The organism is Streptomyces siamensis (assembly GCF_039543605.1).
Classification (GTDB): domain Bacteria; phylum Actinomycetota; class Actinomycetes; order Streptomycetales; family Streptomycetaceae; genus Streptomyces; species Streptomyces siamensis.
In genome coordinates this window covers 165,757-178,972 of record NZ_BAABKB010000016.1, presented here as the reverse complement: position 1 = coordinate 178,972, position 13,216 = coordinate 165,757, and the positions used below count along the sequence as shown (strand labels likewise).

10 protein-coding genes are annotated in these 13,216 nt (G+C 69.9%); 1 reads left to right on the top strand and 9 read right to left on the bottom strand.

What is annotated here, in order from left to right; translation table 11 throughout:
* Nucleotides 1–247: 247 nt before the first annotated feature.
* A complete protein-coding gene (locus ABEB03_RS21390) occupies nt 248–886 on the bottom strand; it encodes an HD domain-containing protein (protein WP_345651511.1) in 639 nt (212 codons plus the stop codon).
* Nucleotides 887–1,019: 133 nt separating this feature from the next.
* Between ABEB03_RS21390 and ABEB03_RS21385 the strand changes: the two genes are divergently transcribed.
* Nucleotides 1,020–1,988: a GlxA family transcriptional regulator gene (locus tag ABEB03_RS21385; protein WP_345651508.1), complete on the top strand. Its 969-nt coding sequence runs from the start codon at nt 1,020–1,022 to the stop codon at nt 1,986–1,988.
* Between the two features lie 168 nt (nt 1,989–2,156).
* Here ABEB03_RS21385 and ABEB03_RS21380 read toward each other — a convergent pair whose 3' ends face one another.
* The 8 genes from ABEB03_RS21380 to ABEB03_RS21345 all read right to left on the bottom strand — a co-directional run bounded on the left by ABEB03_RS21380 (nt 2,157) and on the right by ABEB03_RS21345 (nt 13,135).
* Nucleotides 2,157–2,894: a hypothetical protein gene (locus ABEB03_RS21380; RefSeq protein ID WP_345651505.1), complete on the bottom strand. Its 738-nt coding sequence runs from the start codon at nt 2,892–2,894 to the stop codon at nt 2,157–2,159.
* Nucleotides 2,895–3,016: 122 nt separating this feature from the next.
* Nucleotides 3,017–5,230, bottom strand: a complete 2,214-nt coding sequence (locus ABEB03_RS21375; protein WP_345651502.1) for a peptidylprolyl isomerase — start codon at nt 5,228–5,230, stop codon at nt 3,017–3,019.
* Nucleotides 5,227–6,318, bottom strand: coding sequence for a nucleotidyltransferase family protein (locus ABEB03_RS21370; protein WP_345651499.1), 1,092 nt, complete (start codon nt 6,316–6,318; stop codon nt 5,227–5,229). Before ABEB03_RS21370 ends, ABEB03_RS21375 begins: the two co-directional genes overlap by 4 nt.
* Before the next feature lie 27 nt (nt 6,319–6,345).
* Nucleotides 6,346–8,265 (bottom strand): RiPP maturation radical SAM C-methyltransferase, encoded by a 1,920-nt coding sequence (locus ABEB03_RS21365; protein WP_345651496.1) that lies wholly within the window; start codon nt 8,263–8,265, stop codon nt 6,346–6,348.
* A 29-nt stretch (nt 8,266–8,294) separates the two neighbouring features.
* On the bottom strand, nt 8,295–9,101 hold the full coding sequence (locus ABEB03_RS21360) for an ABC transporter permease (RefSeq protein WP_345651493.1): 807 nt from the start codon (nt 9,099–9,101) through the stop codon (nt 8,295–8,297).
* Complete coding sequence (locus tag ABEB03_RS21355; RefSeq protein ID WP_345651488.1) at nt 9,088–9,855, bottom strand: ABC transporter permease; 768 nt, start codon at nt 9,853–9,855, stop codon at nt 9,088–9,090. Before ABEB03_RS21355 ends, ABEB03_RS21360 begins: the two co-directional genes overlap by 14 nt.
* Nucleotides 9,852–10,832, bottom strand: coding sequence for an ABC transporter ATP-binding protein (locus ABEB03_RS21350; protein ID WP_345651486.1), 981 nt, complete (start codon nt 10,830–10,832; stop codon nt 9,852–9,854). The genes ABEB03_RS21355 and ABEB03_RS21350 overlap by 4 nt, the downstream gene beginning before the upstream one ends.
* The gene (locus ABEB03_RS21345; protein WP_345651483.1) at nt 10,829–13,135 is read right to left on the bottom strand and encodes a putative PEP-binding protein; all 2,307 of its coding nucleotides are present in this window, start codon (nt 13,133–13,135) and stop codon (nt 10,829–10,831) included. The genes ABEB03_RS21350 and ABEB03_RS21345 overlap by 4 nt, the downstream gene beginning before the upstream one ends.
* Between the last annotated feature and the right edge of the window lie 81 nt (nt 13,136–13,216).

The following is a 13,216-nucleotide window of genomic DNA, read 5'->3' as shown; positions in this document are numbered from 1 at the left end:
GTCGGATCTCGCAACTCGTGTCGAACTGCACGAGTCCCAGGGCGGCGCGCCTGGATGGTCGGTGCAGGCGGTCCCGCGCCGGGTCGGCTCTCTGTCGATCCGAGACGGACCTACGGCGTACACGGCGGAGACGGCTGTCACCATGGTGACCGAGAATCCCAGTGCTCCCGCTACGGCGGACAGACGGTGCGCTCTCGGCCGCCATCATCACATTGGTTTCATCGGTTTCCCTCGGGTTTCCTGGAAATCAATTCGGCCAGGGCGCATCGATGACGCGCTCGACCATGGTCTTGCGGCGGAAACCTGGAACAAAGTGTTCCAGGACATCCGAATTCACTGTCCCGTAGGTGGTGTCGGGTCGATTCCTGAGCCCGTCGACGAATGCCTGCAGGAATTCCTTCTTGAAATCTCCGCGCGGATGCGCGGCGATGACCTCGTCCACCTCGCTGCCCTCCAGCCTGTCGAGCCCCCAGCCGACCGCGTCGGTCAGGACGCCGTAGTTCGTGGCAGCCGCCTCCGGGCCCATCCGGCCTGGAATCCCCGGCGTGGTGTGCAGCGCGATCGCCGTCCAGACGACCTCGGCGGAACTCTTCGAGAACCCTCGGTCGAGCAGAAACTTGCGGGCGTGATCGGCGCCGTCGAGTTCGAAGCGCTGCTCCGTTTCGCAGAACGGGGTCGAAAGCCCCGTGTCGTGGAACATCGCGGATATGTAGAGCAGCTCCGGATCGGGCTGGAGGCCGAGTCGACGCGCATGCAGAGAACCGAAGAAGAAGACACGCCGGGAGTGGTGGAACATGAGAGGACTGTTCGTTTCCTGAAGGAAACTGGTGGCCTCCGCCACTGCCGCGGTCTCGGGTATTTTCACTGTTGCGATGATGTCGTTCATGATGTTCGCTCTTTCGAAGTGCTGGTGAGGAGTAAGCGGTGCTCCTGTTCCCTACGATGCCGACTGCGGCGCTTCTCCGCCGCCTCGGTACGGCCATGAACCACTCGAATCCAGACACCTGAGGAACGGGACTGTGAGCTCCACGACGCATCGGGTCGCGATCCTCGTCTACGACGGGGTCAACCTGCTGGACGTCGCCGGTCCGGCAGAGGTGTTCGGCGAGGCGAACCGGCTGGGCGCCGACTACCGGATCGTCCTGCTGTCGACGACCGGGACCGACGTCGCCTCCTCGATCGGCGTACGCATCGCCGTCGACGGCAGTCCCGCTTCCGAGCCGGACCCTGACACGTTCGTGATGCCGGGCGGGGTCGTGTATCCCAGAACTCCCGTCACGCGGGATCTGATCGAGGCCGCACGGGAGGTGGCGGTCCGCTCCGGCCGGGTCGCGTCCGTCTGCTCCGGAGCATTCGTCCTCGCGGCCACCGGCCTGCTGGACGGCAAGCGTGCGACCACCCACTGGAAGATCACGGGCGAACTCGCCGCCCGGCATCCGAAGATTCGCGTGGAACCCGACGCCATCTACGTGCGCGACGGCACCACGTACTCCTCGGCAGGCGTCACCGCCGGGATCGACCTGGCACTGGCTCTCGTCGAGGAAGACCACGGTCCTGACATGAGCCGGGACGTCGCCCGCGCCCTGGTGGTCTACCTGCAACGCGCGGGCGGCCAGTCACAGTTCTCCGCGCCGTTGCAGGGTCCACCGCCCCGCTCCCCCGCCCTGCGCACCGTCGTCGACCTCGTGAAGGCCGACCCCGCGGGCAACCACTCCCTCGGCGAACTCGCCGGGCGCCTCCACCTCAGTCCCCGCCATCTCACGCGGCTCTTCCGAGAGGAGTTGTCCACGACGCCGGCCCGCTACGTCGAGTCGATCCGGTTCGACATCGCCAAGGCCCTGCTCGATCAAGGACATACCGCGACGCAGGCGGCGTCGTTGGCCGGGTTCCCGAGTTACGAGAGTCTCCGGCGCGTCTTCGCACGGGAGTTGTCCATCAGTCCCGCCGCATACCAGCGCCGCTTCCGCACCGCGCGCCGTAGCCAGTAGCGCGGACAGACGCCGAGGACCGTTGCAGAGCCTCTTGCAGCGACGCGGGAGCACGTCACCTGCCGCCCCGTGAGTCGCCGCTCCTGACACCTGCCACTGTCGATCACCATCACCACTCAGGTGTCCGAGGCGGGACGGGCGGAAGGTTCGGTGAGCCTGTGGTCCACTTCAGCTGTGCCGCATCCAGACGTTGGGCTCCTGATACACGCCCTGATCCGCGGAGCGGTCGATCCGCAGGAGGGAAAGGCCGCCAGGGATCACATACTCTCCCGAGTCGGGGAAGGTCATCCCGGTCCAGCCCTCCCACTCGGCGACCGTACCGGTCATGGTCTGCGAAGCCGGAGCTGCCGCCAGCAATGTGGCGCCAAGGCGCTGGTGGGTCCGGATCCAAGGATCAAGAGCCGTCCCATCCTCACGGCTCCAGCGCATGAAGGTCTCGATCGGTGTCAACGGATACCGGGCCTTCGCCGTCGGGCGGACAGGCGCGATGACGCGGTCCCATCCGGACTGTCCAGCTGTCTGCCGGAGCGCCGTAAGCACCTCCCCCGCCAGGCCTCGTCCCTTCAGTGACGGCGTGACGATCGCTCCGCAGATCACCAGGGTGTCGGGTTCGATGCCCTGTTCATGGCCCTCCACTGCGCGCACGAGCGCTTCGGTGTAACCCGCAGGGAGGTCCTCGGGTTGCCCGTCCCAGCGGATCGGCACACCCCAGCCTGAGGCGACGGGCACGTCGTGGTCGTCCACCAACATGAGGTTCAGATCGCCGAACCACTCTCTGATCCTGCCTATGTACTCCTTCACAAGCCGGTCAGCGGTGATGAACTCCGGGAATCCTTCGCTGAAGAGCTCCTTGAGATGCTCATCTCGCCAAGGGCGTGCGTCGGTCCGCTCGATACTCATGGCCATTGCGCGTTCATAGCACACAGCCAATGAGTAGTCGCCCTCCCGATCAGGCACGTCCCCTTCGGACAGTGGCCGCGTTCGCCCACAGCGGGTCGTGAGACCGCCCCTGTTCGGGTCGGATCACGTCATGTCGCCGTGATCGTCACACGTTCGAGCCGGACCGCGGTCGATGACGAGGCGATGGCTTCGACCACGCCCTTCGACCGGTCGTCCGCCACCTCTCCGAAGATCGTGTACTGCCCGTTGAGGTGGGGCGCGGGCGCCAGGGTGATGAAGAACTGCGATCCGGTGCTGTCCCTGCCGAGATTGGCCATGGCGAGTCGGAAGGGTTGCTCGAACCCCCGGTCCGGACGGATCTCGTCGGGGATCCGGTATCCGGCGCTGCCGTGTCCGGTGCCCAGTCGGTCGCCGCCCTGGGCGACGAAGCCGGGCACGCGGCGGTGGAAGACCGTGCCGTCGTAGAAGCCGCCCTGCCCGTTGGTCCCGGTCAAGGGGTCCGTCCAGGTGCGGCTCCCGGTCGCCAGGCCCACGAAGTTGTCCGCCGTGTAGGGGGTTTCGCCGGGGTGCAGGGCGAGATGGACGTCTCCGAGTTCCGTGTGCAGGACCGCCGCCAGGGATCGGTAGGTCCTCAAGGAGGAGGAGAAGGGGCGCCGGGCGGGTGTCTGGCGTACCCGTACCGGGGAGTCGCGCATCGGGTCGCTCAGGGGGTCGAACGCGTTCCGGTCGCTGGGGTCGCCGCATCCGACCGTGCCCGGTGCGCTGGTGTGCAGGCCGGCCGCGCTCCATCCCGGCGGGCCTGCCGGGATCCGGGCAGGGGCCGTTGGGGTCGACCCGAGCCATGCCGGATGGCCCTCCGCGGAGGCGAGGCGGTGTGCGTGGCACAACTCCCTGACCTCCGCGGAGGCGTGGGCCAGCAGCGTGTCGACATCGGTCGCCGCCTGGGCGTCCAGCACCGCGCGCATGGTCGTCGTGTCGTGGTACTTGTCGAAGAGCGAGCCGTTGTTGTGCTCCAGGGTGAAGCACTGGTCGACGAAGACCCGGTCGGGCAGCTCGTGCTGGACGTAGCGCCGCATCATGGCGGCCACCGGGGCCCATGCCTCTCCGCCGAACTCGACGCCCGGACCGGCGAAGGCGTCCGTGGCGAGTCGCAGCGCCGGGCCGTGCCCCCTGTCGCGGCGCAGCCGCTGCCATGTGACGCGGCTGTCGCCCTGGTTGATCTCCGTGATGAAGTCCGCCAGTTCCTGCGGGTAGTGCTGGGTCCGGGCTCGTTCGTAGTGCCCGAGTTCGTTGCCGATCACGTTGTCCAGGTGCCCGGCCAGTTCGGCGCACAGGTGGGGCAGCCAGCGGAAGAGCCGTGCTCCGGCAGTCCGGTCGCCCGCCGCGGTCAGCCACTCCAGAAGGTAGAAGTCCGCGGCGATCGAGGACGGGTCGACGGAGTCGACGAACCAGCGTGGGCTGTGCGCGGAAAGGTCCGCGGCCATCATGTTCAGGGCTTCGTCGCGGTCGATGTCGCCGTCGAGGTGGCGGGGCCAGTGCCGTTCGGCCACCGCGTACAGCCGCGCGTAGCGCCACTTGGTGCCGAGCACGTCGACGCAGGGCCGGTGCGTGGCGTCCAGTGAGCGGACCAGATGACCGGCTGTCATCTCCACGAGGATCTTGGTGAGGACGACGCGCAGGCGACGCTGGTACGGAGCGCTGCCGGGAAGGCGCCGGACCAGTTCGGTGGACAGGTGGTTCTCGGGGATGGCGCCGGACTTCAGCTGTGCCCAGCCCAGCATGGTCAGGACGGCGTCGGCGAGCGTCGATCCGCGAAAGCGGCGGCAGTCGACGTAGAGCCCGGTGATCTTGCCCGCGTCGATCAGGAAACCCGTGGCGGGCGGGGCCGGCGCGAGAGGCACCAGGTGGAGATCCAGCGTCCGTTCGGTCTCGGCGGTGCCCAGCGCCGCGCAGAGGGGGGTCAGGTAACGCTCGGGTACGAGGAGGTCGTTGATCTCCGCGGCCGCCTGCTTGCGGATGTCCTCGAACGCGGGGAGGGCCTCGGCGAGGGTCGGGGCCGCTGCGGTCAGTGCCGTGGTGACGAGCGTCGTTCCGGGGCGGAGGCGGTCGTCGTCGACCAAGGTGGCGAGGTCTTCCGGCCTGCGGGCGGCGGCCAGGAAGGCGGGGAGCCCGGATCCGACGGCTCTCGCCCAGGACCGCAGTCCGTCACGGAACAGATCCGTCTCCGAACTGACCGGTCTGGGCAGGAAGTTGGGTTCCCACGAGCCGGTGCGCCCGATCAGCTCGCGCTGCAGCGCGAGAGCGAGGTCGAGGGTGCCGCTGTGTTTCTGACGGAACTTCACATCGCCCCCCGCTGCCCGTCCTGCTCGGTGAGCAGACCTGCTTCCCGCAATTCGGTCGTGATGCCCCGGCACCGCTGTTCGGTCAGCGCGGCGAACGCGGGCGCCACCTTCGACAGGTTCAGCGCGTACTCGGTGGCAGTCTGCGAGGAGAGTCCGTGGCTGAGGCCCCAGACCAGCGCGGAGCGGGGCGGCAGCCGGAAGTGCCGGCCGGCGGGTTCGATGAGAGTCACCATGTCGTCGTAGGCGCGCGGGAAGAACGCCGGGGATCTGTGCAGTGGGCCGCTCCCCTGCCGCCAGACCGGCCAGTGGGAGACGTCGGCCCCCTGCCAGCCGAGGGTGGCCGTGGCGATGAGACAGGTCTGGGCGAACGATGTGAGGGCGGTCAGGCCGGCTTGGGGGTCGACGGCCAAGGGGTCGTCCCTCAGCAGGCGTTGGAAGTCCTCGAAGGGAAATCCGTCGGGGCCGCTGCGGGCGAGCTGGCGCCACACCCATTTCTCGCCGAAGTAGAGGTCACCGCCCGCCGCAGCCAGCGCCTTCCCGGCGCAGACCAGGGCTCGCCGCCCGGCCAGCACGGCCGGGTCCAGGTCGTTCGGGTCCTCCGACCGGGACAGTCCGAGGCAGTCCTCGGCCGCGAAGAACGCGGCGAGCATCCAGTTGTTCATGACCAGCCGGGCCAGTCGCAGGGGATGCTCGTCCAGCCGTTCGCGCAGGGCGGCCAGGGCGCCCGAGTCGGTCACGATGTCTCCGGTGCGCAGCCGGACGACCAGCGCGATCTCGCGGTCCGACAGCGGCTGTCCCGCATGGTCCGAGCGCAGTCCGCGTCCGAGGACGCGGTCGACGAGCGACTCCAGGGTGTCGAGGCGGAGATGCTGTACGTCGATGCGGGTGGTGTCGGCGAACATCTGCCTGCGTGTCTCGCCCGCCGACGATCCGACCAGGTACACGTCGATGTCGCTGGTGGCGCTGCCCAGTCCGACCACCGAACTGCCGGCGACGAACGCGGCGTCGGCGTCCGCCGACGCGGCCAGGCGGGAGGCGATGCTCCTGCCCAGGCGCACCCGGTCCCGGACCGACGAGATGACGGTCATGCGCTCTCCCTCCTTGGCACGGGGTGGCTACCAGCCGGGGTTCTCCGGCAGCGCGAGTCCGAGGTATTTGCCGTCGTCCGACACCATCACGCCCGCGCGGCAGCACTGTTCGAGGAAGGCCGTGACCGTGTCCTCGGGCACGGACAGGTCGAGCTCCGCCAGCTTGCGGGACACCACCGCCGCGGTGCGGGGCGCGTCGCCGCAGGCTTCGTAGGCCTCGGCCTTCCAACCCACGAGGACGGCCCGTACGGGCTGGTCGGTCCTGCGGTCGATGAGCGTCAGCTTCCCCGGCAGCCGCTGGTAGACGAGGCTGGGTTTGGCCTCGCTGAAGCGTGTCTGCCAGTGCGCGACGGCGGCGTTGAGGGCGGCGACCGTCTCGTGGGACACGGTGCCGGACGCCTCGTAGTCGAAGAAGTACGCGATCTTGTCGAGGTCCAGTGCGGGCGGGTAGACATGGCTGTAGCTGGCCCGGGGCCGGACCTTGTCGATGGGGAAGGCCGGGTCGGTGAAGTAGGGGCTGAAGCGCTCCAGCCAGATCCGTCCGCAGCCGCCGGGCGGCTGGAGGTGATGCAGCAGCGGGAGCACGCGCAGTTGTTCGGCGTAGTCCTCCTCGGTCTCACCGGGGAATCCGGCCAGGATGTTCCACGCCACGTCGATGCCGTAGTAGGCGGCCCATTTCAGCAGCCGGATGTTGATCAGTTTGCCGGCACCTTTGCGCATGAGCTTCAGGACATGGGTGCTCAGGCTCTCGATGCCGGGCTGGATGCGCAGGATTCCGGCGCTTCTCAGGGTGGCGAGCTGGTCGCGGGTGAGATTGGCCTTCACCTCGAAGAAGAGGTTCACGTCCCAGTGTTCTTCGGCCAGCCGTGCGCACAGCGACGAGAAGTACCCCATGTCGAGGATGTTGTCGACGGTGTCGACGTGCACCACGGGGTAGTCGCGCAGCAGCGCGGCGAGTTCGGTGAAGGCGCGCTCGCCGGACTTGGAACGGTAGGCCATGCCTAGTGCGTTGAGGCCGCAGAAGGTGCAGTGGTGCTTCTGGCCCCACCAGCATCCCCGGGAGAACTCGACCGGCAGCCGTACGGGGGTGCGGCCCAGGAGCCGGGTGCGGTCGAAGCGTTCCAGCCAGGAGAAGTAGTCCCGGTAGTCGGGGGTGGGAAGGTCGTCGAGGGTCTGCGGGCGCTGGGCGTCACCGGCCGGCGGCGCGTCCGTGGCGGGATGCCCCAGGACGCCGGGGATGGGGGTGTCGGTGCCGTCGGCGATGTTCTTCAGCAGGGCGGGCAGGACGAGGTCGCCCTCGCCGGCCACCACGTGGTCGAGCCAGGGCAGCTTCCGCGCGTACTCGGCTCCCATCTCCCCGTCGAAGTTGGCGCCCCCGTAGACGAGAGTGACGTGCGGGTGGAACTCCTTGATCTTCCTTCCCAGGGCGAGCGACGCCGTGTTCTGCAGGAAGGTGGAGGTGAACCCGATGACGTCGTACTCTCCCCATTCCGGACGGGCCGCGCATGCGGCGATCCACTCCGGCAGCTTCTCGCGGCGCAGTTCCACGAGGTCCTCGAGGCCCTTGCCGGTGAGTTCGTCCCAGATGGACTTCACCTCGGGGTAGGCGGCGAAGTAGTCGTCGTCCGGGGTGACTTCGCCGAACGCCGCGTAGGAGAACAGCCACTCCCCCATCAGGTGCAACCGCTCGGAGGCGATGTTGGCGATCGCGTCGTACGCCTGGCTGCCGAAGAAGGAGGCGAACTCGATGTTGAGGTAGTGGCTGTCGCATTCGTGCCCGGCCCTGCGGGTGATCGACTGCAGCAGTCCGCATTGGATGGAGGGCGCGTGGATGCGCGCCCAGGGCATGTTCACCAGGGCGACGCGCAGGGCTCTGCTCGGCGGTGCGGCGGACAGCATGTGGTCCGCCTCGGTCCGCACGGCCAGGGGCAGGCGAATGATGCTCATCGGGTTCCCCTCGGGTGTCGGCGCATCGGTCACTCGAAGTCGTCGTGGCCGTGCCGGCTCGCGCGCCGGGCCTGGACGAGGATGGACAGGGCGGCGAGCACGGTGAAGCCGGCCCCGGCGGCGGCTTCCAGGCCCAGGTCGCCGAGCCAGGGCCGGCCGGCCATCCCCGCGCGTACGGCGTCCAGGCCGTGCCGGGCCGGCAACACCTGGCCGATCGCGTCCACCCATCCCACCCGCCCCGGCGGGACGATCGCGCCACTGCACAGCATGACCAGGTAGGACAGGACGTTGGGAGCCACCACGTCGGCCCGTCTGCCGACCGTCATCGTCGCTCCGGCGAGCCCCAGCACACTGAGTGTCAGCGCGATCAGCGCGTACACCCATGCCCAGGGCAGCAGGCGCAGAGCGAAGTCCGTCATGCCGAGCAGGGGCGCCGCGATCGCGCCCTGGACGACGAGGAGGAGCCAGCCCATGACGGGGTAGGGCAGAGCCCGGGCGATCTGGGTGACGGTGGGCGACAGGGCGCCGGTGCGCACCCGGGCGAAGGTGGCGTACTGCTTGTCCAGGACGGGCACGGCTACCACACCGTTGACGTTGGTGCCGCTCAACGCCAGGACGAGCGATCCGGCGAAGGCGTACTCGCGATGTCCGGGTCCGGCGAGGACGCCCGCGAGCGTGGTGAAGAACAGGATCTGCAGGACCCCGCGTGGCAGGGTGGCGCCGAGCAGGCCGGCGGGCGTCTGGAGTGCGCGGTATTCCAGCCAGCCCGTCCGGGCCGCCTCGGCCGCGCGCCAGACCGGCAGGGAGCGGGGCGCGGCGGTGTCAAGCGAGGTCAAGCGTCCCCTCCTTCCGGGACGTCTCGACGGACCGGTGGTAGGCGAAGCCGGCGGCCAGGAAGTAGCCGAGCGTCAGCAGCGTCGCGAGGCCCAGCGGGGCGGCCGTGATGCCGCCGGTGGCCCCGTCGACCAGGCAGCTCTTGATCCAGTGCAGGCTGAGCACATCGGGCGCCCAGCGCAGCCACGCGGGCAGCGCGTCGGTGGGGATGAGCAGCCCGCCCACCGCGAACACCGGGTACATCAACGCGTGGGACCAGACCAGGCCGTTGCGGGTCACCAGGAAGAGGCAGGAAACCAGCGCGCCGAGGGCGGTGCCGGAGCACACCAGCACCAGCAGGGACAGGACGATCCACGCCGGGTGCGACATGCTCAGCGGCAGGCCCAGCGCCGCCGCGGTGACGCCGGTGCTGAGGAGGATCGCGCCGACGCTGGTGACGGTCGCGCCCAGGCTCTTGCCCAGCAGGACCAGGTAGGGCGACCAGACTCCGGAGACGCAGCGGGCCAGTGTGCCGAAGCTGCGCTCGCGGCGCAGGACGCCTCCGCTCATCCATACCGTGGAGCCCCACAGCGCGGTCAGCATCACCGCCACGACGAGCTCCGTCGCGCTCTCGGGGTCGGCGCTGCCGGTCTCCACCGCGATGACGAGGAACACGGCCGGGAGCATGCCCGAGTTGACCAGCAGCAGGGGGTTGCGCTGCATGGCCCGCTGTTCCATGCGGAACGCGGTCACGAACATCCACAGGGCGCCGCTCATCGCACTCCACCGACCCGGCTGCCGGCGGCGAGGCGCGCGGCCACGTGCGAGTAGACGTCCTCCAGCCGCACCGGTTCTATGCGCACGTCCAGGACACTGACGTGCGCCAGCGCCTTCTCCAGCAGTCCGAACGAGCCGACGCTCCAGTCCCGCACGTGCAGCCGGAGGGTCCAGGCCCCGTCGGCGGTGTCGACGGCGCCGACGGCGATGTCGGGGGACGACACGGCTCCGGCGTCGGGCGGGGTGCCGGTGCCCCGCACGATCACCGTGGCGGTGTAGCCGGCCTGGCGGGCGAACTCCTCGACCGGCAGGTCCGCCGCCAGGGTACCGTCCGCGAGGATGATCACCCGGGCGGCGAGGCGTTCGATGTCGAGCAGGTGGTGGCTCGTGAGCAGGACGGAGACGCCGGTGTCGCGCAGCGCGGCGACGGTGCCGCGCAGTCGTTCGGCCTCGACCGGGTCGAGGCCCACGGTCGGTTCGTCCAGCAGCAGCACGCGAGGTTCGCCGATCATGCCGATGGCGATGTGGAGCCGCTGGCGCATCCCTTTGGAGTACGTCTCCACCGCGCGGTCGGCGGCGCCGACCAGGCCGACTTCCTCCAGGGCGGCATCCACCTTCGCGCTCAGACCACGTCGGCCCACGCCGGCGAGCACGGCGAAGAACCTCAGGTTGTCCCGGGCGTTGAGCTTGGCGTACAGGCCGCGGTCGCCGCCCAGGACGACGCCGGTCATGCGGCGTACCGCGCGCAGATCGCGCGTGACGTCGTGGCCGAAGATCCGCGCGAGGCCCGTGGTGGGCAGCAGCAGGGTGGCGAGAATCTTGGTCAGGGTGGTCTTGCCCGCGCCGTTGCTGCCCAGCAGGCCCACGATCTCGCCGGCCCCGATCTGGAAGCTGACGTCCCGCAGGGCCACGATCTCGCGCCCGCGGTCGGTGAAGGAGCGGCCGAGCTGTTCCACGACGATCGCCGGTTCGCTCAAGGCCTGGCCCCCGTCGGGTGGTTGGCCGCCGCGTCCTGGGCGGCAGCGGCGCGCGCCGCTGCCAGCCGGGCAAGGGGGATCCGTGGTGGCGCGCACGAGATGTGGTGGTAGCCCGCCTCGGCGAAGAACCGTACGGCCGTCTCGTCGGCCGCCTGTTCGCCGCAGACTCCGAGGGTGATGTCGGGGTGTACGGCGCGTGCCTCGTCGGCGACCTGGCGGGCGAGGGTTCCGACAGCCTCGACGTCCAGCCGTGCGAAGGGCGAGGCGTCGAGGAGGCCCATGTCCTGGTAGGCGGGCAGCAGATGCTGTTCGGCGTCATCGCGGGACAGGCCCCACACGAGTGCGGTGAGGTCGTTCGTGCCCAGGCACAGGAAGTCCGCCCGGCGGGCGAGGGACCGGGCCAGCAGCGCGGCCCGCGGCGTCTCGATCATCGCTCCCAGCGAGATGCCGGCCTCGGCCGATGAGGTGCCCAGGCGGGTGCAGACGTCGTCGAGGATGCCTCGGACGAAGTCCAGTTCCGCGGGGGTGCTCACCATGGGGACGAGCAGTTCGGGCCGTGGGTCCCGGCCGGCGCGGCGCAATGCGTGGGTCGCCTCCGTCAGTGCCTTGATCTGTACGGCGGTCAGCGCCGGCAGCAGGACGCCCATCCGCACCCCGCGCACCCCGAGCATCGGGTTGTGCTCGTGCAGCCGACGGGTGATGTCGAGCCGGTCCCGGTCTGCCGGCGCCCCGCCGGCTGCCGTGGTGAGGGAGAGTTCGGTCAGGTCGGGGAGGAACTCGTGGCGCGGAGGATCGAGCAGGCGGATCGTGACGGGCAGCCCGTCCATCGCTACGAGGATGTCCGTGATCTCCGCCCGCAGGAAGGTGTGGATCGTGCCGAGGTCCTCCGCCATGTCGGGTCCGGGCCGCGCCATCAGGACCCGTCGGAGCACCTGGTGGCGCTCGCCGAGGAACATGTGCTCCAGGCGGCACAGTCCGACCCCGCTCGCGCCCAGCGCCCGCCCGGCGGCCGCGTCGGCGCCGGTGTCGGCGTTCACGTGCACGGCGATGCCGGGCAGCCCGGACAGCGCGTCGTCCAGCCAGCCGGGCAGCTGCGGGGTGGTCTGCCGTGCGGCGGAGGGCTCCTGGCCGCCTAGGTGGATGATTCCGGCGTGTCCGTCCACGGTGATCAGGTCGCCGGTCCGGACGGTGTCGCCGCGCGAGGTGCGCAGGACCCTGGAGTCGGCGTCGAGTACGCCGTCGACGAGCGCGGTGACGGCCGGCAGTCCGAGCCCGCGCGCCACGACCGCGGCGTGCGAGGTCAGCCCGCCCCGCTCGGTGACGACGGCCGTGCAGGCCAGCAGGCCGGGAAGGTCTTGGGGTTTCGACTCGGTGAGGACGAGCACCGGTCGTTTGCCGTCGACCTGCGCGGCGACGGCGTCGGCCGCGCTGAAGACGACGGTGCCGGAGTCGATGCCGGGGGACGCACCGAGACCGCGCGCGGCCACGGGCAGTCCGAGGGACCGTACGCTCGCGGCGCGCGCCTGTTCGACGTCCAGGGGCTCGACCAGTCGCACCGCCTGTGCGGAGGTCAGTAGGCCTCGTTCGTAGCGGGTGGCGACGGTGTCCAGGAGAGCGGCGCCGTGCAGGACGGCACGGGTGGCTCTGACGACGGTGAGCATGCCTTGTTCGACGACGAACTCCACGCGCGCCGGCCAGTCGAGTTCGGTCTCGGCGGCGTCCACCGCCGCCCGCAGCTGCGGGCCCCAAGCCTGAGTATCGATGAGTCCTGCGAGATCCACGCCGCCTTCGGTCAGCAGCTGGGCCCCCGATCCCCCGGCGAGGTAGGAGCCGGTCACACCGGGCCGGCCGGTGGCCGGATCGCACGAGTGGGCGAGTCCGCTGCCTCCGTCGGGGCCGCACCACAGCGTCTGACGGGCGAGCGCGAACGAGGCCTGGTTCGACTCGGTCGTGGTCAATGCCCTTACCAGGACGATGACTTGATCGACCGGGTCGTCCGGAAGCACGGCGTCGGGGTCGGCGGCGGCGAGAGCGGCGGCCAGTTCGGCCCGGCGCCGCGCGGCGAAGTCCTCACCGGCGAGCCCTGCCAGCCATCGCTGGCCGGCAGGGCCCATCCCGAGAAACGACAGGCAGCCGCCCTTCAGGCAGGGCAGCCAGGCTGTCAGGAAGACGGGGTGCTGCGCACTCCCGAGGCGATGGTCGGGATCTAGTTCGGCGATCGCCTCACGGAGGGTGTCGTCGGCGGCATCGACCGGCAGCCGCAGCGCTGAATCAGCAGGAAGAGCGTCCGGCAGATGATCCATGACCACGTACTGAATCCCCATCCCCCGTGGCGGGGTCCGGCACCGTCTCCGGTGGTGAACCCCTGATGGCAACGAGCCCCC